Source organism: Sphingomonas arantia, assembly GCF_042682045.1.
GTDB lineage: Bacteria > Pseudomonadota > Alphaproteobacteria > Sphingomonadales > Sphingomonadaceae > Sphingomonas_R > Sphingomonas_R arantia.
In genome coordinates this window covers 859,042-883,166 of sequence record NZ_JBHUGS010000002.1, presented here as the reverse complement: position 1 = coordinate 883,166, position 24,125 = coordinate 859,042, and the positions used below count along the sequence as shown (strand labels likewise).

Sequence of the window (24,125 nt, the reverse complement as noted above, 5' to 3'; positions counted from 1 at the left end):
GGCCCCGGCCTGCGCCGGGGAACTGACGGGGTCAGGTCGCGCTCTTCGCGGCGCCCTTCTTGCGGCAGGCGTCGGAGCAGAACTTCACGTTGTCCCAGTCGCGTTCCCATTTCTTGCGCCAGGTGAAAGGGCGGCCGCAGGCGAGGCAGTCCTTGGTGGGGAGGTTGGATTTGTGGACGCCGTTGGGCATGTCAGCCGCGATCCTCGTCGAGGAAGCGGGCAACGTCCTTCAGGTCGACGTCGGACGCCAGGAAGGTCTGGCCGATGCCGCGGGTGAGGAGGAAGGGGAGCTTGCCCGCCGCCATCTTCTTGTCGTGCGCCATGTGATCGATGAGCGCTGCGCCCGACGCAGTGACGCCGGCGTCGCCGAGCCCGGCGGGGAGACCGACGCGGCGGAGGTGGTCCGTAACGCGTGCTGCGTCCGCCGCGGGGCAGAGGCCGGTGCGGACCGAGTAGCGGTGGGCGAGTGCGATGCCGGCGGCGACGGCCTCGCCGTGGAGCAAGCGGTCGGAGAAGCCGGTGTCCGCCTCCAGCGCGTGGCCGAAGGTGTGGCCGAGGTTGAGGAGCGCGCGGACGCCGGCGGTTTCGCGTTCGTCGGCGGCGACGATCCGCGCCTTGGCCGCGACGCTGTGCGCGATCGCGTGGGTACGGGCGGCAGGGTTGCCGGCGAGCAGGTCGGCGACATTGGCGTCGCACCAGGCGAAGAAGGCCGGATCGTCGATCAGGCCGTATTTGACGACTTCGGCATAGCCCGCGCGGGTCTGGCGGGCGTCGAGCGAATCGAGGACGGTCGGGTCGATCAGGACGTGCGCGGGCTGGTGGAACGCGCCGACGAGGTTCTTGCCGGCCGGCGTGTTGATCGCGGTCTTGCCGCCGACCGAGCTGTCGACCTGCGCCAGCAGCGAGGTGGGGATCTGGACGAAGCCGCAGCCGCGCTTGACGATGGCGGCGGCGAACCCGACGAGATCGCCGATCACGCCGCCGCCGAACGCGACGATATGGTCGCTGCGTTCGACGCCCGCGGCGAGCAGACGGTCGCAGAGCAGCGCCAGCCCCTGCCAGCTCTTGGTCGCTTCACCGGCGGGCAGCACGACGGTTTCGGCGGGTCGGCCGAGCCCGGCGAGCAGGCGCGGGAGCTGGGCCGCGGCGACATTCTCGTCCGTCACGACGATGATCGGACGGGTGCCGAGCCACTGGGCGAGGCGCGGGCCGGCGGTGTCGAGTGCGCCGTCGGCGATCGCGACGTCGTAGCTGCGGTCGCCCAGTGCAACGGGGATCGTGGTCATCTGCGCATGGCCTTCAGGATGGCGGTGACGGTGGCTTCGTGCGGCAACGGTTCGCTGCGGACATGGACCGGGGCGAGCGCGTAGATCGGGTTGCGGACCGCGGCCAGCTCGCCCAACACGGTACGCGGATCGGCGCCGGTGAGCAGCGGGCGGGTGCCCTGGCGACGCGAGACGCGTTCGGCCAGCACGTCGAGATCGGCGTCGAGCCAGACGGCGGTTGCGCGCGACAGGATGAGCGCGCGCGTCTCCTCGTCCATGAACGCGCCGCCGCCGGTCGCGAGCACGACGCGGCGGCCCTGGAGGAGCCGGCGGATCACGCGGCGTTCGCCGTCGCGAAAATGCGCCTCGCCGAACCGCGCGAAGATTTCCGGGATCGACATGCCGGATGCGCGCTCGATTTCCCGATCCGTATCGACGAAGCCGAGCCGCAGCCGCGCGGCCAGCCGGCGGCCGATCGTGGTCTTGCCGACGCCCATCAGGCCGACGAGCACGATGGTGGGTTCGCGCGCGTTCTCGACGCGCGGCGGCAGGATGAGGTCGGGGCGCGGGGCGGCGCGATCGTTCGGGCGATCGACCGGGCGTTCGGTCGTTCGGCTGGCCGCCCGGCGGGGCGGACGCCGCCTTTTCGGCTGGGGGCTTTCGGACATGACGGCGGGGCTATACACAAGCACGCGACCGCCGGCAAAAAAGGCCGGAGCCGGGGTATTTTTGATCATTCGGGACGATCTCTGTCATGTCGCGTAGCCTTATTCTCCTCATCGTGGGCCTGCTGGTCGTCGTCGGCATCGCCGTCGCACTGGGATCGATGGACACAAAAATCGCGCCGAAGACGGTCGAAAAGGACATGCTGAATGAAGCAGCGGCGCAATAGCGCCCTGCTGGTCGGCGCTGCGCTGCTGAGCGTCGGGATCGCGATCGGCCCGACGCTCAGCCCCGCCGGCGGGCAGTCCGCGCCTGAGTCGATCCTGCCGCCCGGGTTCGGCGATACGCCTGCGCCGACGCCGCCAGCGGAGCGTCCTGCGCCGCGTCCGCGGGCGGGCACTGCAACGGGCACGGCTGCGCCCGGAACGCCGCTGACGCTGTCGCCGGCGGACCTGAACCTGGCGCCGGCCCCTGCGGCCGCGTCGGCCCCGGGCACGACGACGGTCGCGCCGGACGAGGGGACGGGCGACGCGATCGAGGAGGTCGATCCCGATGCGCCGCCGGAAGAGACGTTCGACGTGCCGGAGACGGCGCGTCGGCCGGTCGACGGGATCGGACCGCTCGGCACCGGGCCGGAGGGGCTTGGCGCCGGCGAGTTCGGCCGCGCGGACGGGCGGTTCCTGTCGACGCTGATGCGGCGGATGGATGCGCCGATCGCATCGCGGTGGGGGCATATGCTGCTGCGTCGCGCCCTGCTGACCGCGACCGAGACGCCTGCCCGCCTGAACGGGGCGGACTGGGTCGCGGAGCGCGCGTGGCTGCTGCTGCGGATGGGCGAGGCGGATGCGGCGCGGATGCTGGTCGACAGCATCGACGTCGACCGGTTCACGCCGAAGCTGCTTGCGGTGGCGACGCAGGTGGCGCTGGCCAATGCGGACCCGGCGGCGCTGTGTCCGTTGCAGCCGATCGCCGCGACGATGAGCAAGGAGCCGATCTGGCCGATGGCGCGCGCGATGTGCGCGGGGCTGTCGGGCGAACCGTCGCTGGCGAGTGCGCTGATCGATCAGGCACGGCGCGGGCGCAAGGCGCGCGGGATCGACGTATTGCTGGCGGAAAAGGTCGTGGGGGCGGGCAATAACGGCCGCCGGTCGATCACGATCGAATGGGAGGGCGTCGATGCGCTGACCGCGTGGCGGTTCGGCGTGGCGAGCGCGCTGGCCGTGCCGATCCCGGACGGGTTGTATAATTCGGTCGGACCGCATGTCCGCGCCTGGGCGGCGCGAGCGCCGATGCTGACGCCGGAAGCGCGCGTGGCGGCGGCGCGGACGGCGGCGCGGCTGGGCGTGTTTTCCAGTGCGACGCTGGTCGATCTTTATGGCGCTGTGGCGGACCGGACGGATGTCGAGGATCTCGACGGCACCGACGCGGGCCGGTTGCGCACCGCCTATATCGGCGACCGCGCGGCGCGGCTGGGTGCGCTCAGCTTGTTGTGGGGCAATAGCGCGATCGGTGACGATGCCTATGCCGCCGACATCCTGACCGCGCGGGCGGCGGCCGGCATCGCGCCGGGTGAGACGCCCGAGGCGCAGACGCGGCGGCTGATCTCCGCGATGTTCTCGGCCGGGCTGGATATCCAGGCGAATCGCTGGGCCACGGTCGTGGCTGACGAGAGCGGGCTGGATGCCGATGCGGCGTGGGCGATGCTGGCGGTGGGCGCGCCTCAGCCCGAGGTGGACTTGAGCGCAGCCCGGATCGAGGCGTTCGTCGAGAGCGGCGGCGGGGGTGGACCGACCAAGTCGCGGTTGCTGATCGCGGCGCTGGCCGGGCTGGGGCGGATGCCGGCGGACGAGCGCGACCGGCTGGGCACCGCGGCGGGGATCGATTTTCGCGCACAGGACAGTTTCACGCGCGTACTGGACGCGGCGGCGGCGCGGGGCGAGGCCGGGACGGTCGCGATCCTGGCAGCGACCGGCATGCAGACGCCGAACTGGCAGGGTGTGCCGCCGGCGCATTTCTACCGCATCCTGACCGCGTTGAACCGCGTCGGGCTGGACGGTGAGGCGCGGATGATGGCGGCCGAGGCGATGGCGCGGCTGTGACGTCGTGACGGACCGCGCGGTGTCCGACGCGGCGGCGATCGATCGGTTTCTCGAGATGATGGCGGCCGAGGCCGGCGCGGCGCGCAACACGATCCTGGCGTACCGGACCGACTTGGACGGTGCGTCGACGCTGCTCGGGCGGGCGCTGGTGCGGGCGGATGCGGGCGATCTGGGGCGGCTGGGCGAGGCGTGGCTGCCGTTGGCGCGGACCAGCGTGGCGCGCAAGGCGGCGGCGTTGCGGCGGTTCTATCGGTTCCTGGTGGATGACGGCATCCGCGCGGACGATCCGTCCGATGCGCTGCCGCGGCCGGTGGGCGCGCGGGGGTTGCCGAAGGTGCTGGCGCGCGGCGATGTCGAGGCGTTGTTCCGCGAGGTCGCGCGGCGGATCGAGGACGGCGAGTGGGCGGCGCTGCGACTGTCGGCGATGCTGGAGCTGCTCTACGGATCGGGCCTGCGCGCGACGGAGCTGGTGTCGTTGCCGCTGCATGCGGTGCGACCGGACCAGCCCTACCTGATCCTGTCGGGCAAGGGCGGGGCGGAGCGGCTGGTGCCGATATCGGACCGGGCGCGCGCGGCGGTGGCGGCGTGGCGCGCGACGTTGCCGGGTGGCATCTACCTGTTCCCGTCGCGGACGGGGCATGTCAGCCGGGTGCGGCTGTTCCAGCTTGTGCGCGAAGTCGGTGCGGCGGTGGGGATCGCGCCGGACCGGATCAGCCCGCATGTCCTGCGCCATGCGTTCGCGACGCACCTGTTGGAAGGCGGGGCGGACCTGCGCGCGTTGCAGGCGATGCTGGGCCATGCGGACATCAGCACGACGCAGATCTATACGCATGTCGACGGCGCGCGGCTGGTCGCGCTGGTCAATGCAAGGCATCCGCTCGTTGACGCGACCCGCCGCGGCGCTTAACCGCGCGACCTATGGTTGCTTTCCTCGACTTCGAAAAACCCATTGCCGAATTGCAGGCGAAGATCGTCGAACTGCGCGAAAGCGCGGTGGCCGGGACGATCGACATCGCGCCGGAGATCGCCAAGCTGGAGGCGAAGTCCGATGCGTTGCTGCAGCAGACCTATGCCAAGTTGACGCCGTGGCAGAAGACGCAGGTCGCGCGCCATGCGGAACGGCCGCACTTCAAGGACTACGTCGCGGGCTTCGTCGAGGACTTTCTGCCGTTGTGCGGCGACCGCGCGTTTGCCGACGACAAGGCGATCATCGGCGGGTTCGGGCGGATCGGCGGACGGCGCGCAATGGTGATCGGCCATGAGAAGGGCGACGATACGACGAGCCGGTTGCGGCACAATTTCGGGATGGCCAAGCCGGAAGGATATCGCAAGGCGATCCGCTTGATGGAGCTGGCGGACCGGTTCGGCCTGCCGGTTGTCACCCTGGTCGACACGTCCGGTGCGTTTCCCGGCATCCAGGCGGAGGAGCGCGGGCAGGCCGAGGCGATCGCCCGGTCGACCGAGGCATGCCTGGCGCTGGGCGTGCCGATGGTGACCGCGGTGGTGGGCGAGGGCGGGTCCGGCGGGGCGATCGCGCTGGCCGCCGCCAACCGCGTGCTGATGTTCGAACATGCGGTCTATTCGGTAATCTCCCCCGAGGGTTGCGCGTCGATCCTGTGGCGGACGTCGGACCGCGCGCCCGATGCGGCGGAGGCGATGAAGATCACCGCGAACGACCTGTTGCGGCTAGGCGTGATCGACCGGATCGTGCCCGAACCGATGGGTGGCGCGCATCGTGACCGGCCGAAGGCGATCGCCGCGCTGGCCGATGCGATCGGCGAGGAGCTCGACACGCTGGCGCCGCTGCGTCCCGAACAGCTGCGCACGGAACGGCGCGAGAAGTTTTTGAGGATCGGGTAGTTTCGCGATAGGCCTCCTCAAGAGGGGCCGAACGAACAGGGGACGATGTCATGAAGCCGATTTTCGCCGTGGCGACGTTCGCCGCGTTGATCGCGACCGCGGGATACGGGGTTAGCCAGACGAGCAGCATTTCGGCGAGCGACAAGGCGACGGGGGCGAAGGCGAACCCGCAGCTGCTGGCGGAATATGGCGGGACCTATGCGGGGCCGCAGGCGGCGTATGTGACGCGCGTCGGGCGGCGGATCGCGGTGCAGTCCGGCCTGTCCAATTCGCAGGCCGATTTCAACATCGCGTTGCTCAATTCGCCGGTGAACAACGCGTTCGCGATCCCCGGTGGCTATGTCTACGTGACGCGGCAGCTGACCGGCCTGATGAACGACGAGGCGGAGCTGGCGTCGGTGCTGGGGCACGAGGTGGGCCATGTCGCGGCGCGCCATGCGCAGAAGCGCGAGTCGAAGAGCCGGCGCAATTCGATCCTGGGCGCGATCGGGCAGGTACTGGTCGGTGCCGTCGCGGGTGATTCGGGGTTCGGTGACATCCTGTCGCGCGGCGTAGGCACGGGCGCGCAGCTGCTGACGCTGCGCTACAGCCGGTCGCAGGAGATCGAGGCGGACGATCTGGGCATCCGTTACCTGGTCGGGGCGGGTTACGATCCCTATGCGGCGTCCACCATGCTGGCGTCGTTGCAGGCGCAGACGAATCTGGATGCCGAGACGCAGGGTGCGGAAAGTCGTGGCGTGCCGGCGTGGGCGAGCACCCATCCTGATCCCGGCGCGCGCGTGGATAACGCGCGGAAGGTCGCGGCACGGCTGGCGGGCGGGAAGCCCGAGGGGACGGGCGCCCGCGGGCGCGATGCGTTCCTGGCGGCGGTCGACGGCACGCTGTACGGCGACGATCCGAAGCAGGGCGTGGTCGATGGCACGCGCTTCGTCCATCCGGCGCTGCGCATCGCGTTCACCGCGCCGCAGGGCTTTGCCGTGTCGAACGGGACCCAGGCGGTGACGGTCAGCGGGACGGGCGGCAAGGCGCAGTTTGCGGGCGGCGTGATGGGTGCGGGCGGATTGCCGGCCTATATCGACACGGTGCTGCGCGGGGTGGGTGCCCAGTCGGGGGCGCCACGCGACGCAGTGCGTGCGACGACGATCAACGGTTTTGCCAGCAGCGTATTTTCGACGACCGCGCAGACGCAGAGCGGGTCCGTCGACGTGTCCGTCGTGGCGTATCAGGCGAGCCCGACGTCGGCCTATCACTTCGTCGTTATCACGCCAGCTGGGCAGGGCCTGGGGCCGTTTTCGTCGATGGTGCAGTCGATGACGCGGCTGACCGCGGCGCAGGCGGCGGCGGTGAAGGCGCGGCGGATCCGCGTTGTGACGGTGGCGGCGAGCGACACGATCGACACGCTGGCGCGGCGGATGGCCTATTCCGATCGGCAGCGCGAGCGGTTCCTGGTGCTGAACGCGCTCGAGGCGCAGGACCGCCTGACGCCGGGCAGCAAGGTGAAGCTGATCGTTTACGGATAGCGGACATGAAAAAGGCGGCGGGATCGCTCCCGCCGCCTTTCGCGTCGTCACGATCAGTGATCGTTTATTACGACTGCTTCTTGATCGCGACGTTCTCGGCGACGTTCGTGAACGTGTTGTTCAGGTTCGAACCCAGGCTGCTCATCGCGGTGATGGCGGCGACGGCAATCAGCGCTGCGATCAGGCCGTACTCGATGGCGGTGGCGCCCTTGGAATTTTTGAGAAGCTTGCGGATCATGATCATCGAGCGTTCCTTTCGTAGTAATTTGAAAAACTTGCCGTTTGCCCGCTGTCCCCCCGGTGTGCGGGTCAGCTAGGGACTGTCTAGCTGCGGGCGGTTGCGAAATGCTTAAGGACGTGGAGGATTTTGCGGAGGGCGAGGATCAGCGGTTCAGGACCTTGGTGCTCACATAGTCCCACATCGTCGTGGTATTGCCCGCAAGCGCGCCGATCGCGCTGATGACGATCAGCATGACGAGCGCCAATATCAGGCCATATTCCACCGCGGTGGCGCCGCGCCGGTCCCGCCAGATCGTCCAGACGATTCGCATAACTGCCCCTCTTCGGCCGCCCGGGGGCGGTACCGCTTCAGGCTAACGCGGCCGGGTTAACAGTCCTGGCAGTAAGGGATCGATCAATGACGACGACGATGCAGGTGGTGGCGGCGGCGCTGATCGACGGGGACGGGCGCGTGCTGGTGCAACAGCGGCCGCCGGGGCGTGCGATGGCGGGGCTGTGGGAGTTTCCGGGCGGCAAGATCGAACCGGGCGAGACGCCGGAGCAGGCGCTGATCCGCGAACTGCGCGAGGAGCTGGCGATCGACGTGTCGGCGGCGTGCCTTGCGCCGGCGTGCTTCGCGAGTGCGCCGCTGGGGGATCGGCACCTGTTGCTGCTGCTGTTCGTGTGCCGGAAGTGGTTCGGTGTGCCGGTGCCGCTAGAGGCGACTGCGCTGCAGTGGGTGCGGCCGGTGGCTTTGCACCGGCTGGCGATGCCGCCGGCGGATCGGCCGTTGATCGGGTTGTTGGAGGCTTTGGTTTAGGGTTTCTACCCCGACACGTTTGGTTCGAGCTTGTCGAGAACTCAGCGCCAAGTTCTCGACAGGCTCGAACCAAACGTGGCTGCATGATGGGGAGCGGTTGGCTTCTCGGCTACGCTCGAAGGGTCCCTCGACTTCGCTCGGGATGGGCGGACTTGGAGAGGATTACAGCACGTACTTGCTGAGGTCCGTATCGCGCGCGACTTCGGCGAGCTGCGCTTCGACATAGGCGGCGTCGACCACGACGCTCTGGCCGACGCGGTTTTCGGCGTCGAAGCTGACTTCTTCAAGCAGCTTTTCCATGACGGTCGAGAGCCGGCGGGCGCCAATATTCTCGATCTGGCCGTTCACTTCCGCCGCGATGCGGGCGATGGCCGCGATGCCGTCTTCGGTGAAGCTGACCTCGACTCCTTCGGTGGCGATCAGCGCGCGATATTGTTCGGTGAGCGAGGCGCGGGTCGAGGAGAGGATGCGGACGAAATCGGCCTCGGTCAGCGCCTTCAGCTCGACACGGATCGGCAGGCGGCCCTGCAGCTCGGGCAACAGGTCGGACGGCTTGGCGACGTGGAACGCGCCGCTGGCGATGAACAGGATGTGGTCGGTCTTCATCGGGCCGTATTTGGTGGCGACGGTAGTGCCCTCGATCAGCGGCAACAGGTCGCGCTGGACGCCTTCGCGGCTTACGGAGCCGCCGCGGACGTCGCTGACCGCGATCTTGTCGATCTCGTCGAGAAAGACGATCCCGTTTTCCTGCGCGTCGTTCAGCGCGACGCGGCTGACCTCGTCCTGATCAAGGCGCTTGTCGGCCTCCTCCTCGACCAGCTTGGTCCAGGCGTCGGCGACGGGCAGCTTGCGGCGCTTGAGCTTTGCGCCACCGAACGCCTTGCCCATCATGTCGGACAGGTTGATCATGCCCATCTGGCCGGGCATGCCGGGGATCTCCATCTGCGGGCCGGCGCTGTCCTCAAGCTCCAGTTCGATCTCCTTTTCGTTCAGGTGACCGTCGCGGAAGCGTTGCGTGAAGGAGGCGCGGGTGGCCTCGCTGGCGTCCTTGCCGACGAGCGCGTCCATCAGGCGGGCGAGGGCGGCTTCCTCCGCCTTGTCCTTGACCGCGAGGCGGCGGCGCTCTTTTTCGAGGCGCACGGCTTCCTCGACCAGGTCGCGGGCGATCTGTTCGACATCGCGGCCAACATAGCCGACCTCGGTGAACTTGGTCGCCTCGACCTTGACGAACGGCGCGTCGGCGAGCTTGGCGAGGCGGCGGCTGATCTCGGTCTTGCCGCAGCCGGTGGGGCCGATCATCAGGATGTTCTTGGGCGTGACCTCGTCACGCAGGTCCGCGCCGAGCCGCTGGCGGCGCCAGCGGTTGCGGAGTGCGACCGCGACGGCGCGCTTGGCGGCGTCCTGACCCACGATGTGGGCGTCGAGTGCGGCCACGATGGCCTTCGGGGTGAGCGCGTCGTTCATTTTGGTCTCCCCCCTCCCGTGGTGGGAGGGGCAGGGGTGATTGCCGAGGGCTGCGTAGTTCGCTCGTGGGGTGATGTCGGAGCGCGACCGAGGGGTCGCGCACCCACCCCCAACCCCCTCCCTTGAAAGGGAGGGGGCTTCAGTGTGTTACGCGGTGTCGAGGCTTTCGATGGTGAGGTTGCCGTTGGTGAAGACGCAGACCTCGGCGGCGATCGCCATGGCCTTGCGGGCGATCTTCTCGGCATCCTGCTCGTAGTCGATGAGCGCGCGGGCGGCGGCGAGTGCGAAGTTGCCGCCCGAACCGATCGCGGCGACACCCATTTCCGGTTCCAGCACGTCGCCATTGCCGGTCAGGATCAGGGTCACGTCCTTGTCGGCGACGATCATCATCGCTTCGAGGTTGCGGAGATATTTGTCGGTGCGCCAGTCCTTGGCGAGTTCGACCGCGGAGCGCAGCAGCTTGCCGTGATGCTGTTCCAGCTTGCGTTCCAGCCGTTCAAACAGCGTGAAGGCGTCTGCCGTCGCGCCGGCGAACCCGGCGATGACGGAGCCGTCGCCCAGCCGGCGGACCTTGCGGGCATTGGGTTTCATGACGGTGTTGCCCATCGAAACCTGTCCGTCGCCGGCCACGATCACCTTGCCGTCGCGCCGCACCGACAGGATCGTCGTTCCATGCCAGCCGATTTTGTCTTCGTGCATATCATCCGTCCATTGTGTGGTCCGGATATGGGTAGGGTCGGGCGGAGCGCAATTGGGGCGTGTTGCCCACCGCGACGCGGCGTTGATCGAAGGCGTCTGTTTCTGGATCGACCGCTGTAGGGTGCCGGCCATGCCGGTGCGGGGGAGATGTTCTGGTCGGGGCGACAGGATTCGAACCTGCGACCCTTAGACCCCCAGTCTAATGCGCTACCGGGCTGCGCCACGCCCCGACCTAGGCCGCGGGCATTAGGCGGGATGCGGGGGCGATGCAAGCACGATGCGCAAGGGCGGGGCACGACCAAGGTGGAAAGTCGCGCGGCATTGCGTGATCCGTCGCGAACATGATAGGCGCGCGCTTTCCCAAAGCGGGCGGCCGATCGGTCGCGCCCGCCGACCATGCCGGAACCCAGCTCCATGTTCGCATCCCCCGCATACGCCCAGGCAGCCGGCGCACCCGCAGCGGGTGGTGGTGGCCTGTCGGCCATCCTGCTCCAGGCGGCGCCGCTGCTGTTCATCTTCGTCATCTTCTACTTCCTGCTGATCCGGCCGCAGCAGACCCGGATGAAGGCGCATCGCGCGCTGGTCGACGGCGTGCGGCGTAACGACACGGTCGTCACCGCCGGCGGCCTGATCGGCAAGGTGACCAAGGTCGACGAAACCGAGGTCGAGGTGGAGATCGCGCCGAACACGCGCGTCCGGGTGGTGAAGGCCACGCTGACCGAGGTCCGCCAGGCCCCCGGTTCCAAGCCCGCCAACGACTGACCGACAGATGCTCGATTTCCCGCGCTGGAAGATCTGGTCGATCCTCCTGATCCTGGCACTCGGCGTCGCGCTGGCGATCCCGAGCCTGATCGGCGAGGCCAATTCGCGCCGCGTCGGCCTGGGCAACATGCCGCGCATCAACCTCGGGCTCGACCTTTCGGGCGGCAGTCACCTGCTGCTCGAAGCCGATACGACCGACGTGGTCCGCCAGCGACTGGGCCTGAAGGAAGAGGAAGTGCGCAGCGAGATGCGGCGCGCGTCCCCGCGGATCGCGATCGGCGATATCTCGACGCAGGGCGGCAAGCTGGAATTCATGGTGCGCGACGTGGCGCAGCTCGACGCCGCGGTGGACCGGGTTCGCAACCTGACCAACGCGGTCGGCGTGACCGGGCAGCGCGACTGGGACGTGTCGGTCGTCGATGGGACGCGGGTCGTGATGACGCCCACCTCGGCAGGCATCAAGGACGCGGTCGACAAGGCGATGGATACCGCGACCGACGTGGTGCGCCGCCGGATCGATTCGCTCGGCACGCGCGAACCGTCGATCGTGCGCGAGGGCGACGACCGGATCGTGGTGCAGGTGCCGGGTCTGCAGGATCCCGCGGCGTTGAAGGCGTTGCTGGGCAAGACCGCCAAGCTGGAGTTCAAGCTGGTCGACATCACCGCCAACCCGGTGGACGTGGCGCAGGGCCGCGCACCGGCGGGTAGCCAGGTGCTGCCCTATCCGGGCAGCCCCGGCGGGTTCATCGCGGTGCAGCGCCGCGCGATCATCACGGGCGACCAGTTGACCGACGCGCGTCAGGAATTCGACCAGACCGACAACCAGCCGGTCGTGGCGATCACGTTCGACGGCAATGGCGGCCGGCGTTTCGCACGCGTGACGCAGGACAATGTCGGCAAGCCGTTCGCGATCATCCTGGACAACAGCGTGCTGTCCGCACCGAACATCGAAACCGCCATTCTCGGCGGGCAGGCGCGGATCTCGGGCAGCTTCACGACGGAAAGCGCCAACGCGCTGGCGATCTCGCTGCGCTCGGGTTCGCTGCCGGTGAACCTGAAGGTGATCGAGGAGCGGACCGTCGGGCCGCAGCTGGGTGCCGATTCGATCCGCGCGGGCATTATCGCATCGACGATCGCCGCGCTGGCGGTCATCATCTTCATGTTCGTGACCTATGGCCGGTTCGGATTGTACGCGAACATCGCCGTGACGCTGAACATCCTTGTCATCCTTGGGGTCATGGCGTTGCTGGGTGCGACGCTGACGCTGCCCGGGATCGCCGGGTTCGTGCTGACGATCGGCACCGCGGTCGACGCCAACGTGCTGATCAACGAGCGCATTCGCGAGGAACGGCGCCGTGGTCGCAACGTCGCGCAGGCGGTCGAACTGGGGTACAAGGAGGCGAGCCGCACGATCTTCGAGGCGAATGTCACCCATGCGATCTCGGGGCTCATCATGCTGCTGCTCGGGTCGGGGCAGGTGAAGGGGTTTGCCGTCGTGCTGCTGCTCGGCATCGCGACGTCGGTGTTCACCGCGGTCACCTTCACCCGCATGCTCGTCGCGTTGTGGATCCGCCGCAACCGTCCGAGCGACATTAATATCTGATCGGGGCGTTCCCATGCGTTTGCTGAAACTCGTCCCCGACAACACCAACATCGGTTTCGTGCGCCTGCGTTTCTGGGCGTTCGGGTTGACCGCCGCGCTGACGCTCGCCGCCTGCGTGCTGGTCGGGGTCAGAGGGCTGAACCTGGGCGTCGATTTCGTCGGCGGCCTGATGATCGAGGCCAAGTTCGTCCAGCCGCCGCCGCTGGACGCGGTGCGCGAGAATATCGATTCGCTGGGCGTTGGCGATGCCGCACTCCAGCAGTTCGGCGCGCCCAACGTCGTGTCGATCCGCCTGCCGCCGCCGCCGAGTGCGGACCCGGCCGCGAACAATGCGGTGGTCGCCAAGGTAAAGGCCGCGTTGCTGCGCGATTATCCGGGCATGGTGTTCACGCGGTACGACACGGTGTCGGGCAAGGTTTCGAACGAGTTGATCCGAAACGGTGTGCTGGCCGTCGTGCTGGCGGTGTTCGCGATCGCGCTGTTCGGTGCGTTCCGGTTCGAGTGGCAGTTCGGCGCGGCAACGTTCGTGTCGATCGCGCACGACGTGCTGATGACGCTGGGTTTCTTCGCGCTGACGCAGATGGAGTTCGACCTGAACATCGTCGCGGCGGTGCTGACCATCATCGGTTATTCGATCAACGACAAGATCGTGATCGATGACCGTATCCGCGAGAATATGCGCAAGTACCGCAAGATGGACATGAAGGCGCTGATCGACCTGTCGGTGAACGAGACGCTGCCGCGGACCGTGATGACGTCGCTGACGATCATGCTGGCGCTGGGTGCGTTGCTGATCTGGGGGGGGCAGGTGTTGCAGGGCTTCTCCGCGGCGATGCTGCTGGGGATCGTGGTCGGGACTTATTCGTCGATCTACGTTTCGTCCTCGCTGCTGATCACGCTGGGGGTAGGGAACCGCAACCGCGAGGATGACGCGGCCAAGCCGACCGGCCGCAACGCCAATGCCGAGCGCGTCGGACCGCGGACCTGACGCGATGCGGATGGAACGCGACCCGGAGGCCACCGGCCCGCTGATCCGCGGCTTTTCCGGCCGGGGATACCGGGTGGACGACCGCGTGCATGACGGCGGGATGCTGCTGACGCCCGAGCGGGCGGTGGACTGGGTGGCGCCGGCCGTGGACCTGCTGACGATGGCGGACATGGTGGACGCGCTGGCGCTGACGCCGTTGCCAGAGTTCATCCTGCTGGGCACGGGCGATACGTTGCAGCGGCCGCCGGTGGACCTGATCCTAGCGCTTGAGGCGCTGGGTGTGGGGATGGAGCCGATGGACAGCCGGGCTGCTGCGCGAGCCTGGGGCCTGTTGCGGGCGGAGCAGCGCTGGATTGCGGCTTTGTTGTATCCGCTGAACTGACCTCCTCCGCTTCTCCGTTTGGGGCTTCGGGTCAATTCCGGCTAGGCTTTTAGGTGGTGTTCCCTTGGTGGCCATCCACCAGTCCGCGAAGATGCGTTTCGAGTTGTTCGGCGTTGCGATCCCACGAGAAGGGCTGAGCCGCCGCGCGGGTGGCTTCGCGCTCGGGTGAATTTGCTAGAAGTACGCGGATCGCTTCGGCGAAGGCGGCGGGTTCGCGGGTGACGAGGCGGCCGGCGGCGGGGCGGTCGATGACTTCGCGGGCGCCGCCGACGTCGGTGGTGACCACCGGGACGCCGCAGGCGAGCGATTCGACCCAGACGTTGGCGAGCCCTTCGGAGGCGGTGGGCAGGACGAACACGTCGGCTGCTGCGAACAGTGCGGGCAAACTGGCGTGGGCGACGTTGCCGAGAAACCGGACCCGGTCGGCGACGCCGGACTGCGCGGCGGCGCGTTCCAGGGCGGCGCGGTCGGGTCCTTCGCCGGCGAGCAGGAGGGTTGCGCCGGGGACCCAGGCGAGTGCGCCGATCGCGATCGCCTGGCCCTTGCGCGGGATGAGATGGCCGATCGAGAGCAAGACGGGGCCGGACAGCCCGAGCGCTGCCTTTGCCGCTGCGCGGTCAGCGATGGTGAAGCTGTCCTGATCGACGCCGGTGTGGTGGACGGCGATCCGGTCGGCGGGCATGCCTGCGGCGATCATGTCCGCCCGGAGCGGGCCGCTGACCGCGAGGAGCCCGGCGGCGGCGCGGCCGGCGGCGACGACTTGGGGAGCGCAGCCGCGTCGGGTGCCCCAGTAATGGATGTCCGCCCCGCGCGCCTTGATCGAGACGGGCACGCCCAGCGCTGCGCCGAGCCGAACCGCGGCGGGACCGTCCGGCCAGAAGAATTCCGCGTCGATGACGTCGAACGGGAAGTTCGCGTACAAGCGGCGGAGCATCGGCAGCAGGCGGGACGCGAGCAGCCGTGGCGCCAATGCCGCACCCGGTCCCGGCACGACGGGGAAGCGGGGGCGCAGGATGTCGAGCCCGCCGCGGACCTCGGCCTCCGGCACGTCGCTGAGCGCGGCGTAGCGCGGGTGGCGCGACAGCAGCGGCGGCACCCCGATCGGTGCGACCACCCGGACCGAGACACCCGGGCGGGCGGCGAGGCCCTGCGTCTGGCGTTCGACGAAGCGGCCGAAGGTCGGGCGGCTGTCGTCGGGGAACAGCGTGGAGAGGGTCAGGACGCGCATGATCCGACAGGTATGGCAGACCTGTCCTACCAAAGCGAAAAGGATGCACGGTGAGCGGAAATCCGCCGCGCCGATGCCCTCTTTGCGGGGGGCGTCGGACAAGCTACAGAACGGGTCATGCGTTTCATGTCCCGCCCGCTCGCCATCGGTCTTGTCGCCGGTCTCTCCCTTGCCGTTACCGGCTGCGCATCGGGGGGGAAGGGCAAGGCGGACACCAGCTATGTCGCGCGCGACGTCGACACGCTGTACAACGCGGCGAAGATCCGGCTGGACCGCAAGCAGTACAAGCAGGCCGCGGTGCTGTTCGACGAGGTCGAGCGGCAGCATCCCTATTCCGCATGGGCGCGGCGGGCGCAGCTGATGAGCGCGTTCAGCTATTATCTGGCGCGCAGCTACCCCGAATCGATCCAGTCGGCGCAACGTTTCCTGTCGATCCATCCGGGTAACAAGGATGCGCCCTACGCGCTCTACCTGATCGCGGTCGATTATTACGAGCAGATCCAGGACATCACGCGCGATCAGAAGATCACCAGCCAGGCGCTCGATGCGCTGGGCGAGCTGATCCGGCGCTATCCCGACACGCAATATGCCGCCGATGCGCGGTTGAAGATCGATCTGGTGCGCGACCATCTGGCGGGCAAGGAAATGGAGATCGGCCGGCTGTACCAGCGGCGCGCCGACTGGCTGGCGTCGGTGATCCGGTTCCGCAAGGTGATCGTCGACTACGACACGACCAGCCATGTGCCGGAAGCGCTGGAGCGGCTGACCGAAAGCTATCTGGCGCTGGGCGTGCCGGAGGAGGCGCGCAAGTCGGCCGCCGTGCTGGGGGCCAACTACCCCGGTTCGGAATGGTATGAGCGCGCGTACAAGCTGATCCAGACCAAGACGCCGAAGGCCTGATCGGCCGCGCGGGGCCTGACGTAGGGACCCCGCGCACGATGGGTTCAAATCGAGAACATTCGGCGCTACATGGGGTCGGCATGCTGTCGTCCCTCTCCATTCGCGACGTCGTCCTGATCGAGGCGCTGGACCTGGACTTCGAGTCCGGGCTCGGTGCGCTGACGGGCGAGACGGGGGCGGGCAAGTCGATCCTGCTCGATTCGCTGGGGCTGGCGCTGGGCAAGCGCGCCGAGAGCGGGCTGGTGCGGCAGGGTGCGACGCAGTCGGTGGTGACCGCGACGTTCGAGGTGCCGGCGACGCACCCCGCGATGGCGGTGCTCGCCGAGAACGGGTTCGAGGCGGAGGCTGGCGAGCCGCTGATGATCCGGCGGATCGTGAAGGCGGACGGCGGTAGCCGGGCGAGCATCAACGACCAGCCGGCGTCGGCAGGGCTGCTGCGCGAGATCGGCGCGATGCTGGTCGAGATTCACGGGCAGCATGACGATCGCGGGCTGCTGAACCCCAAGGGGCATCGCGATCTGCTCGACATGTTCGGGCGGGTCGATTCGCGGCCGCTGGGGGCGGCGTATCGTCGGTGGCGCGCGGCGGAGGAGACGCTGGCGACCGCGCGGGCCGAGCTGGAGACGGCGGAGCGTGATCGTGAGTGGCTGGAGCATGCGGTCGGCGAATTGACGAAGTTCGGTGCGGAGCCGGGCGAGGAAGAGACGCTCGCCGAGGAGCGCGGCGCGATGCAGAAGGGCGCGCGGCTGGCGGACGACCTGGCGGCGGTGAACGATCATCTCGACGGATCACAAGGCGCGATCGCGAATTTGCGGCAGGCGTCGCGGCGGCTCGACCGGCTGGCGCCCGAACACCCGATGCTGGCCGATGCGCTGGCGGCGATGGACCGTGCGGTGATCGAGGCGTCGGAGGCGGAGGATCACCTCAACGCCGCGCTGGGCGACATGGCGTTCGACCCAAACCGGCTGGAGCTGGTCGAGACCCGGCTGTTCGAGCTGCGCGCGCTGGCGCGGAAGCATCGCACGACGCCCGATGCGCTGGCGGAGCTGACCGTCGAACTAGAGGCGCGGTTCGCGCGGATGGAAGCGGGGGGTGCGGGGATCGCCGCGCTGGAGGCGGAGACGCTGGCGGCGCGGACCGCCTATGCCGATGCGGCTGCGACGCTGAGCGCGATGCGCGAGCTGGCGGCGGCGCGGCTCGATGCGGCGGTGGCGGGTGAGCTGGCGCCGCTGAAGCTCGATGCGGCGCGGTTCCGGACGGTGGTGGAGCCGCTGGCGGAGGGCAGCTGGGGCCCGGCGGGGCGCGACCGGGTGGAGTTCGAGATCTCGACCAATCCGGGTGCGCCGTTCGCGCCGCTCGTAAAGATCGCGTCGGGCGGCGAGCTGTCGCGCTTCATCCTGGCGCTGAAGGTCGCGCTGGCGGAGGAAGGTGGTGCCGGCACGATGATTTTCGACGAGATCGATCGCGGGGTCGGGGGTGCGGTGGCCTCGGCGATCGGCGAGCGGTTGGGGCGGCTGTCGCGGAAGGCGCAGCTGCTGGTGGTGACGCATAGTCCGCAGGTTGCGGCGCGGGCAGACCGGCACTGGCTGATCGCGAAGCGGCATGATGGAATCGTGACGCGGACCGGGGTGTCCGCGCTGGATGCCGGGGAGCGGCGCGAGGAGATTGCGCGGATGTTGTCGGGGGCCGAGGTGACGGAAGAGGCTCGGGCTCAGGCTGCGAGGTTGTTGGAGCGGTAGAAGCCGGTTTGTTGGCGTGACAGGGACGGTGTGAAGGTACTTGATTCCCTGGCTACGGACGTGCCCCCGCGGAAGCGGGGGTCCAGATTGAACACATCGCGGACGTCGTCATTGGAACTTAGCTGGATCCCCGCGTCCGCGGGGATACTTGGTTGTCGTACGCGGTTTGGCGGTCTGCCTCGTCAATGCCGATGCGTCTGCCACTTCCCAGCCGCCAGCGCGGCCATGACGTCGGCGGGGCCGCCGGCGTGGGGGGCGGGGTTGGTGGCGACGCCGGTGAGGCGGTCGAGCAGGTCCTGGCCTTCGCGCCACCAGCCGAGGCCGCTGGCAGCGTTCAGGTGGCCGAGCGGGCCGGCGTCGACGAAGTGGCTGCCCCAGTCGCGCGCCATGTCGAAACTGCGCTGGAAGCAGGCATAGGGATCGTCGGTGCTGGCCACGACGATCGACGGGAAGGGCAGCAGGACGCGCGGGGAGGGGCCGAAATCGCGCAGTTCGTCGCGGACGTCGTGGCGGTCAACATCGGGTGGCGCCACGAGCAGCGCGCCGGCGACGGGCCAGCCCCAGGTCTGGCCGGCGAGCGCGGCCCACCAGGCGACCGCGAGGCAGCCGAGCGAATGGGCGGCCAGGATGACGGGCGCGCGGGCGGTGCGGATCGACTGATCGAGTCGCGTCACCCAGGCATTGCGGCGAGGGCTCGACAGGCTGCCCAGATCGGCGCGGATCGTGTCGGTGCGGCCCTGTTCCCAGAGCGTCTGCCAATGGGCGGGGCCGGACCCGTTGAGGCCCGGTACGGTCAGGATCGTCGGGGTACGGCGGCCGAGCGTCGAGGTCTGTGCCATGCATCGTCTCCTTCAGCTCCAGACATATCTCTATCCCGTTGGAAGACAATAGGCCTGCGCCGGGTTGTGGAGAAAGCGGTCCGGTCCGATGGCTTGCCGGGGCGGGGCGCGATCCGGTAGCGAGGGGCATGACCGACGCCGCCACCGATCCCGCAACCGAACTGGCCGAACTGGCCGCCGAGATCGCGCGGCACGACCGCCTGTATCACGACCAGGATACGCCCGAGATTGACGACGCGGCCTATGACGCGCTGGTGCGGCGCAATCGTGCGCTGGAGGCGGCGCATCCGGAGCTGGTGCGCGGTGACAGCCCTTCGTTGCGGGTCGGGGCGACGCCGAGCGGGCGGCTGGGCAAGGTGGCGCACGCCAAGGCGATGATGAGCCTGGAGAATGCTTTTTCGGCGGACGAGGTGCGCGAGTTCGTGGCGCGGGTGCGGCGGTTTCTGGCGCTGGACGGCGATGCACCGGTTGCGCTGACCGCGGAGCCGAAGATCGACGGGCTGTCCTGTTCGCTTCGGTACGAGAACGGACGACTGGTGCAGGCGCTGACCCGCGGCGACGGGGCGGTGGGCGAGGATGTGACCGGCAATGTCCGGACGATCGGCGATATCCCGGAGCAGTTGACCGGCGACGTGCCCTCGGTGTTCGAGGTGCGCGGCGAGGTCTATATGGCGAAGGCCGATTTCGCCGCGCTGAATGCGCGGCAAGTCGAGGCGGGCGGCAAGCTGTTCGCCAATCCGCGCAATGCGGCGGCGGGGTCGCTCCGACAACTGGATGCGGGCGTGACGCGGGTGCGGCCGTTGCGGTTCCTGGCGCATGGCTGGGGCGAGGTGTCGGACCTGCCGTTCGAGACACAGGCCGCGGTGATGCGCGCGATCGCGGCATGGGGGCTGCCGGTGTCCGACATGCTGCGCGAGATGGCGGGGGCGGATGCGGCGCTCGATCATTATGCGGCGATCGAGCGGCAGCGGGCGGACTTGCCCTATGATATCGACGGTGTCGTCTACAAGGTCGACCGGCTCGACTGGCAGCGGCGGCTGGGGCAGGTGGCGCGTGCGCCGCGCTGGGCGATCGCGCACAAGTTTCCGGCGGAACGCGCGCAGACGACGCTGAACGCGATCGATATCCAGGTCGGGCGGACGGGCAAGCTGACGCCGGTCGCGCGGCTGGAGCCGGTGACGGTGGGCGGCGTGGTGGTGACCAACGCGACGTTGCACAATGCCGACGAGATCGTGCGGCTGGGCGTGCAGCCCGGCGACCGGGTGGTGATCCAGCGTGCGGGCGACGTCATCCCGCAGGTGGTAGAGGGGCTGTATGCCGGGCCGGAGCGGGCGGCGTGGCCGTTCCCGCTGACGTGTCCCGAATGCGGATCGGCGGCGGAGCGCGAGCCGGAGGAGGTCGATTATCGCTGCACCGGCGGGCTGATCTGCCCGGCACAGCGGGTGGAGCGGCTGATCCATTTCGCGTCGCGCCATGCGTTCGACATTCGCGGGCTCGGACTGGTGCGGGTCGAGCAGTTCTTCCACGACGGGCTGGTGCAGTCGCCGGCCGATATTTTCCGGTTGCGCGCGCGGCGCGACGTGCTGATCGCGCGGGACCGGCTGGCGGACCTGTCGGTCGATAATCTGCTGGAGGCGATCGAGGCGAAGCGTGCGGTGCCGCTCGACCGGTTCCTGTTCGGGCTGGGGATCCGCCATGTCGGCGCGGTGACGGCGGCGGACCTGGCGCGGCGGTACCGGTCCGCGCGCGCACTAGGGGCGATGATCCATGCGGCGATCCGGTTGCGGCGTTCGATGGCGCCGGTGATCGGCGAGACGGAGCGCAAGTTCGCGATCCGGCGGGAGAAGGCGCTGGTCGCGGTGGTCGATACGAACGGCGTCGGGCCGGAGGTGGCGGACGCGCTGATCGCGTTCTTTGCCGAGCCGCACAACCGGACGGTGGTGTTCGACCTGTTGCGGCAGGTGGCGCCGACCGACGTGGTGCACGAGACGCGGGCGTCGCGCGTGTCGGGGAAGACGGTGGTGTTCACCGGCAAGCTGGAAACACTGTCGCGCGACGAGGCGAAGGTGCAGGCCGAGGCACTGGGCGCGAAGGTGGCGGCGAGCGTGTCGAAGAAGACCGATCTTGTGGTGCTCGGCGCGGACGCCGGGTCGAAGGCGAAGAAAGCGGCGGAGCTGGGGATCGAGACGGTGGACGAGGCTGGGTGGGCGGTGATCGTGGCGGAGGCTGGTTGACTTCAGTCTCAGTCACCACGCTGGCGTTCCGCTTGGGGCGTGATAGGTTGTGACAATGGATACCATCATCGCCACTCCGCCATCGCCCGACTGGACCATTTCGCAGGACTGGTCGCATTATACGGCCGAGGAACATGCGACGTGGGATACGCTGTTCGAGCGGCAGTCGAAGCTGTTGCCGGGGCGGGCGAGTACCGCGTTCCTGAAAGGGCTGGACGTGCTGAAGCTGTCCAAGCCGGGCATTCCGGACTTCGACGAACTGTCCGATCGGCTGATGGCGGCGACCGGGTGGCAGGTCGTGGCGGTGCCGGGCCTGGTGCCGGATGCGGTGTTCTTCGATCATCTGGCGAACCGGCGGTTCGTGGCGGGGAATTTCATCCGACGGCCGGATCAGCTCGATTATCTGCAGGAACCGGACGTGTTCCATGACGTGTTCGGGCATGTGCCGATGCTGGCCGACCCGGTGTTCGCGGACTTCATCCAGCTGTACGGGCAGGGCGGGCAGCGCGCGATGGAGCATGGCGCGCTCGACAAGCTGGCGCGGCTGTACTGGTACACGGTCGAGTTCGGGCTGGTGCGCGAAGAGGGCGAGTTGCGGATCTATGGGTCGGGGATCGTGTCGAGCGCGGGGGAGAGTCGGTTCGCGCTGGATAGTGATAGCCCGAACCGGATCGGGTTCGACCTGAAGCGCGTGATGCGGACGAAGTATCGGATCGACGATTACCAGCAGAGCTATTTCGTGATTCCGAGCTTCGAGGCGCTGTTGAAGGCGGCGGTCGAGACGGATTTCGGGCCGCTTTATGCGGAGATTGCGGCGGAGGCGGAGTTGGAGCCGGCTGAGGTCTTGTCGCAGGATGTGGTTTATGGGTGGGGTACGCAGGAATATGCGTTGAGCAAGGCTGGTTAAGTTGTTCCCCGGCGCAGGCCGGGGCCTAGGTGAAGCGGTTTTAACTAGGCCTCGGCCTGCGCCGGGGAACTGCCGTCTGGCGTATTCCCGCGGAGGCGTGGATCCAGATCTGCACTCCGAACTGTACCCCCGCCTTCGCGGGGGTACCATTCTGGGGCGGCGTTGCGCCTAGGCCCCGGCCTTCGCCGGGGAACTGACGGTTGTCAGGCCCCGTCGGTACTCCAGTCGCCTAGACCCGTGTCGCGGCGTTCCGGCAGGCTGCGCACGCGGGCCGATGTGCGGCGCACGAGGCGGAGGGTCGGCCAGTCGCCGGTGTCGATCCGTTCGGCGAGGCGGAGGCCCTGGCGGCGGTAGGCGGCGATGACGCGGTCGGCTTGCGTGTTGAGCAGGCCCGCCAGGATGAGCGAGCCACCGGGCTGTAACGCGGCGGACAGCGTCGGGGCGAGCGCGATGAGCGGACCGGCGAGGATGTTGGCGATCAGCAGATCATAGGGCGTGCGGCGGACGAGCATCGCGTCGGCGAGGCCGGGGGCGGCGACGAGCGCGACCTGGCCGCGTCCCGTGCCGACCGGGATGTCGTTCAGCGCGGCGTTCTCCGCGGTGACGTCGATCGAGATCGGATCGATGTCGGACGCGATCACCGCGGCGCGCGGCCAGCAGGCGCGGGCGGCGAAGGCGAGCAGGCCGGTGCCGGTCCCGACATCGGCGATCGCGTGGAAGCGGTGGCCGCGCGCCTTCAACCCGTCGATCATGTGCAGGCAGCCGGTGGTGGTTTCGTGATGCCCGGTGCCGAATGCACGTCCCGCCTCGATATGGAAGGCGGTGGCGCCCGACGGCACCTCGCCGGCATGGGCGGCGGTGTGGACGAAGAAGCGGCCGGCGCGGATCGGTTCGAGGAAGGCCTGGCTGAGCGTGACCCAGTCGGCGTCCTCGATGCGGTTCAGTTCATAATCCACGTCGTCGGCGCTCGGCACCAGGGCGCGGACCATGGCGATCGCTTCGGGTGACGGCTCGCCTTCGAAATAGGCTTCGAGCAGCCAGTCGTCTTCGCGCGTCGGGTCGGGCTCGCTGGTCATCAGCGTGGGGGGCGGATCGAGATCGGCAAGCGCGCCGATGTCCTCGGCGACGGCCTCCGCCTCCGCCTTGGTGCAGGGCAGGACGAGCTTCCAGCTCTCGGAGGATTGCGATGCGGTCCAGTCGGGCAGGTCAGCGGACATAGCTGGCTCCGTTGATGTCGAGGACGGCGCCGGTCATCGAGGGCGGCGCGTCGAGTGCTAGGAAGCGGACGGTGGTCGCGACCTCTTCCGGCGTGGCGACGCGGCCGAGCGGGATGTCGGCGAGCAGCGCGTCGCCGCCGCGGCTGGCGAGATAGTCGTCGGCCATGCCGGTCATGGTGAAGCCGGGGCAGACCGCGAAGGCGAGCACGCCGGCGCGCGCATGGCCGCGGGCGATCGACTTGGTCATCGCGACCATGCCGCCCTTCGACGCGGCATAATGCCAGTGGGCCGGGCTGTCGCCGCGATAGGCGGCGCGGCTGGCGACGTTGACGATCCGCCCGCCCTCCGGCCGCGTGCCGAAGTGCAGCACCGCGCGGCGGCAGAGTTCGGCCGATGCGGCGAGGTTCACCTGCATCGTGCGGTTCCAGGCATCCGACCATTCCGCGTCGGGCAGGTCGACGGGGGCGGCCTCGAAGATGCCGGCGTTGTTGATCAGGATGTCGATCCGCCCGTTCAGCCGGTCGAGCGCCATGTTCCAGAGCGCGGTCGGCCCGGCGGTGGTCGACAGGTCCGCGGCGATCCGGTCGTGGCCGGGGGTGGTGGCGTGGCCGACGATCGTGACGTCGTCGTCGGCGAACGCGGCGACGATGGCGGCGCCGATCCCGCGGCTGGTGCCGGTGGCGAGGATGTTCAGGGTCATGGCGCGGCGATAGGCGC

General features: G+C 68.8%; 25 protein-coding genes and 1 tRNA gene. 14 read left to right on the top strand and 12 right to left on the bottom strand.

Translation table 11 applies throughout. From position 1 onward, the window contains the following. Window positions 1-31 precede the first annotated feature (31 nt). The 3 genes from ACFSGX_RS09795 to ACFSGX_RS09785 are packed head-to-tail and all read right to left on the bottom strand — an operon-like array spanning window position 32 to window position 1,933. A complete protein-coding gene (locus ACFSGX_RS09795) occupies window positions 32-190 on the bottom strand; it encodes a DUF2256 domain-containing protein (RefSeq protein WP_157175642.1) in 159 nt (52 codons plus the stop codon). 1 nt (window position 191) lies between these two features. Next, window positions 192-1,286 carry a 3-dehydroquinate synthase gene (gene aroB / locus ACFSGX_RS09790; RefSeq protein WP_380929472.1) on the bottom strand — a complete coding sequence of 365 codons (1,095 nt, stop codon included), beginning with the start codon at window positions 1,284-1,286 and terminating at the stop codon, window positions 192-194. Beyond that, a complete protein-coding gene (locus ACFSGX_RS09785) occupies window positions 1,283-1,933 on the bottom strand; it encodes a shikimate kinase (protein ID WP_380929470.1) in 651 nt (216 codons plus the stop codon). The genes aroB and ACFSGX_RS09785 overlap by 4 nt, the downstream gene beginning before the upstream one ends. Window positions 1,934-2,019: 86 nt before the next feature. Between ACFSGX_RS09785 and ACFSGX_RS09780 the strand changes: the two genes are divergently transcribed. Genes ACFSGX_RS09780 through ACFSGX_RS09760 form a run of 5 tightly spaced genes read left to right on the top strand, consistent with a single transcriptional unit; the run spans window position 2,020 to window position 7,407 of the window. Then, window positions 2,020-2,157, top strand: coding sequence for a hypothetical protein (locus ACFSGX_RS09780; RefSeq protein WP_184075177.1), 138 nt, complete (start codon window positions 2,020-2,022; stop codon window positions 2,155-2,157). Next, complete coding sequence (locus tag ACFSGX_RS09775) at window positions 2,138-4,027, top strand: hypothetical protein (protein WP_380929468.1); 1,890 nt, start codon at window positions 2,138-2,140, stop codon at window positions 4,025-4,027. The genes ACFSGX_RS09780 and ACFSGX_RS09775 overlap by 20 nt, the downstream gene beginning before the upstream one ends. A gap of 4 nt (window positions 4,028-4,031) precedes the next feature. Continuing rightward, window positions 4,032-4,934 carry a tyrosine-type recombinase/integrase gene (locus tag ACFSGX_RS09770; protein ID WP_380929466.1) on the top strand — a complete coding sequence of 301 codons (903 nt, stop codon included), beginning with the start codon at window positions 4,032-4,034 and terminating at the stop codon, window positions 4,932-4,934. Between the two features lie 11 nt (window positions 4,935-4,945). Next, the gene (locus tag ACFSGX_RS09765; protein ID WP_380929464.1) at window positions 4,946-5,887 is read left to right on the top strand and encodes an acetyl-CoA carboxylase carboxyltransferase subunit alpha; all 942 of its coding nucleotides are present in this window, start codon (window positions 4,946-4,948) and stop codon (window positions 5,885-5,887) included. A gap of 50 nt (window positions 5,888-5,937) precedes the next feature. Then, entirely contained in the window at window positions 5,938-7,407 is a 1,470-nt protein-coding gene (locus ACFSGX_RS09760; RefSeq protein WP_380929463.1) for a M48 family metalloprotease, read from the top strand. Window positions 7,408-7,474: 67 nt separating this feature from the next. On the opposite strand, the gene ACFSGX_RS09755 is transcribed toward ACFSGX_RS09760, so the two are convergent. Together ACFSGX_RS09755 and ACFSGX_RS09750 are read right to left on the bottom strand one after the other, a co-directional pair. Then, the gene (locus ACFSGX_RS09755; protein ID WP_380929461.1) at window positions 7,475-7,651 is read right to left on the bottom strand and encodes a Flp family type IVb pilin; all 177 of its coding nucleotides are present in this window, start codon (window positions 7,649-7,651) and stop codon (window positions 7,475-7,477) included. A gap of 139 nt (window positions 7,652-7,790) precedes the next feature. After that, window positions 7,791-7,958 (bottom strand): Flp family type IVb pilin, encoded by a 168-nt coding sequence (locus ACFSGX_RS09750; protein ID WP_380929459.1) that lies wholly within the window; start codon window positions 7,956-7,958, stop codon window positions 7,791-7,793. A gap of 86 nt (window positions 7,959-8,044) precedes the next feature. On the opposite strand from ACFSGX_RS09750, the gene ACFSGX_RS09745 reads away from it, so the two are divergent. Further along, on the top strand, window positions 8,045-8,446 hold the full coding sequence (locus ACFSGX_RS09745; RefSeq protein ID WP_380929458.1) for a (deoxy)nucleoside triphosphate pyrophosphohydrolase: 402 nt from the start codon (window positions 8,045-8,047) through the stop codon (window positions 8,444-8,446). A gap of 162 nt (window positions 8,447-8,608) precedes the next feature. On the opposite strand, the gene hslU is transcribed toward ACFSGX_RS09745, so the two are convergent. From hslU to ACFSGX_RS09730, 3 genes are all read right to left on the bottom strand, one after another. Continuing rightward, window positions 8,609-9,910, bottom strand: coding sequence for an ATP-dependent protease ATPase subunit HslU (gene hslU, locus ACFSGX_RS09740; protein WP_380929456.1), 1,302 nt, complete (start codon window positions 9,908-9,910; stop codon window positions 8,609-8,611). Window positions 9,911-10,057: 147 nt separating this feature from the next. Continuing rightward, the gene (gene hslV, locus ACFSGX_RS09735; RefSeq protein ID WP_380929454.1) at window positions 10,058-10,609 is read right to left on the bottom strand and encodes an ATP-dependent protease subunit HslV; all 552 of its coding nucleotides are present in this window, start codon (window positions 10,607-10,609) and stop codon (window positions 10,058-10,060) included. 153 nt (window positions 10,610-10,762) lie between these two features. Continuing rightward, window positions 10,763-10,839 (bottom strand) — tRNA-Pro (locus ACFSGX_RS09730). A 184-nt stretch (window positions 10,840-11,023) separates the two neighbouring features. On the opposite strand from ACFSGX_RS09730, the gene yajC reads away from it, so the two are divergent. Genes yajC through ACFSGX_RS09710 form a run of 4 tightly spaced genes read left to right on the top strand, consistent with a single transcriptional unit; the run spans window position 11,024 to window position 14,344 of the window. Next, a complete protein-coding gene (gene yajC, locus ACFSGX_RS09725) occupies window positions 11,024-11,371 on the top strand; it encodes a preprotein translocase subunit YajC (protein ID WP_380929453.1) in 348 nt (115 codons plus the stop codon). Between the two features lie 7 nt (window positions 11,372-11,378). Continuing rightward, window positions 11,379-12,974 (top strand): protein translocase subunit SecD, encoded by a 1,596-nt coding sequence (secD, locus tag ACFSGX_RS09720; RefSeq protein ID WP_380929452.1) that lies wholly within the window; start codon window positions 11,379-11,381, stop codon window positions 12,972-12,974. A gap of 13 nt (window positions 12,975-12,987) precedes the next feature. After that, complete coding sequence (gene secF, locus ACFSGX_RS09715; protein ID WP_380929450.1) at window positions 12,988-13,962, top strand: protein translocase subunit SecF; 975 nt, start codon at window positions 12,988-12,990, stop codon at window positions 13,960-13,962. Window positions 13,963-13,966: 4 nt separating this feature from the next. After that, entirely contained in the window at window positions 13,967-14,344 is a 378-nt protein-coding gene (locus ACFSGX_RS09710) for an MTH938/NDUFAF3 family protein (protein WP_380929448.1), read from the top strand. 49 nt (window positions 14,345-14,393) lie between these two features. Here ACFSGX_RS09710 and ACFSGX_RS09705 read toward each other — a convergent pair whose 3' ends face one another. Further along, the gene (locus ACFSGX_RS09705) at window positions 14,394-15,572 is read right to left on the bottom strand and encodes a glycosyltransferase (protein WP_380929446.1); all 1,179 of its coding nucleotides are present in this window, start codon (window positions 15,570-15,572) and stop codon (window positions 14,394-14,396) included. Window positions 15,573-15,689: 117 nt separating this feature from the next. Here ACFSGX_RS09705 and ACFSGX_RS09700 point away from each other — a divergent pair, with 117 nt between their 5' ends. Both ACFSGX_RS09700 and recN read left to right on the top strand, forming a co-directional pair. Continuing rightward, window positions 15,690-16,472, top strand: a complete 783-nt coding sequence (locus ACFSGX_RS09700; protein WP_380929444.1) for an outer membrane protein assembly factor BamD — start codon at window positions 15,690-15,692, stop codon at window positions 16,470-16,472. A gap of 80 nt (window positions 16,473-16,552) precedes the next feature. Continuing rightward, the gene (gene recN / locus ACFSGX_RS09695) at window positions 16,553-18,211 is read left to right on the top strand and encodes a DNA repair protein RecN (protein ID WP_380929442.1); all 1,659 of its coding nucleotides are present in this window, start codon (window positions 16,553-16,555) and stop codon (window positions 18,209-18,211) included. 182 nt (window positions 18,212-18,393) lie between these two features. Here recN and ACFSGX_RS09690 read toward each other — a convergent pair whose 3' ends face one another. Continuing rightward, entirely contained in the window at window positions 18,394-19,050 is a 657-nt protein-coding gene (locus ACFSGX_RS09690; RefSeq protein ID WP_380929441.1) for an RBBP9/YdeN family alpha/beta hydrolase, read from the bottom strand. Between the two features lie 128 nt (window positions 19,051-19,178). Here ACFSGX_RS09690 and ligA point away from each other — a divergent pair, with 128 nt between their 5' ends. Together ligA and phhA are read left to right on the top strand one after the other, a co-directional pair. Then, window positions 19,179-21,284, top strand: coding sequence for an NAD-dependent DNA ligase LigA (ligA, locus tag ACFSGX_RS09685; protein ID WP_380929439.1), 2,106 nt, complete (start codon window positions 19,179-19,181; stop codon window positions 21,282-21,284). Between the two features lie 55 nt (window positions 21,285-21,339). Then, a complete protein-coding gene (gene phhA / locus ACFSGX_RS09680) occupies window positions 21,340-22,191 on the top strand; it encodes a phenylalanine 4-monooxygenase (protein ID WP_380929437.1) in 852 nt (283 codons plus the stop codon). A gap of 203 nt (window positions 22,192-22,394) precedes the next feature. Here phhA and ACFSGX_RS09675 read toward each other — a convergent pair whose 3' ends face one another. Both ACFSGX_RS09675 and ACFSGX_RS09670 read right to left on the bottom strand, forming a co-directional pair. Next, on the bottom strand, window positions 22,395-23,408 hold the full coding sequence (locus tag ACFSGX_RS09675) for a 50S ribosomal protein L11 methyltransferase (protein WP_380929435.1): 1,014 nt from the start codon (window positions 23,406-23,408) through the stop codon (window positions 22,395-22,397). Then, window positions 23,398-24,108 (bottom strand): SDR family NAD(P)-dependent oxidoreductase, encoded by a 711-nt coding sequence (locus ACFSGX_RS09670; RefSeq protein WP_380929433.1) that lies wholly within the window; start codon window positions 24,106-24,108, stop codon window positions 23,398-23,400. The genes ACFSGX_RS09675 and ACFSGX_RS09670 overlap by 11 nt, the downstream gene beginning before the upstream one ends. Window positions 24,109-24,125: the final 17 nt, after the last annotated feature.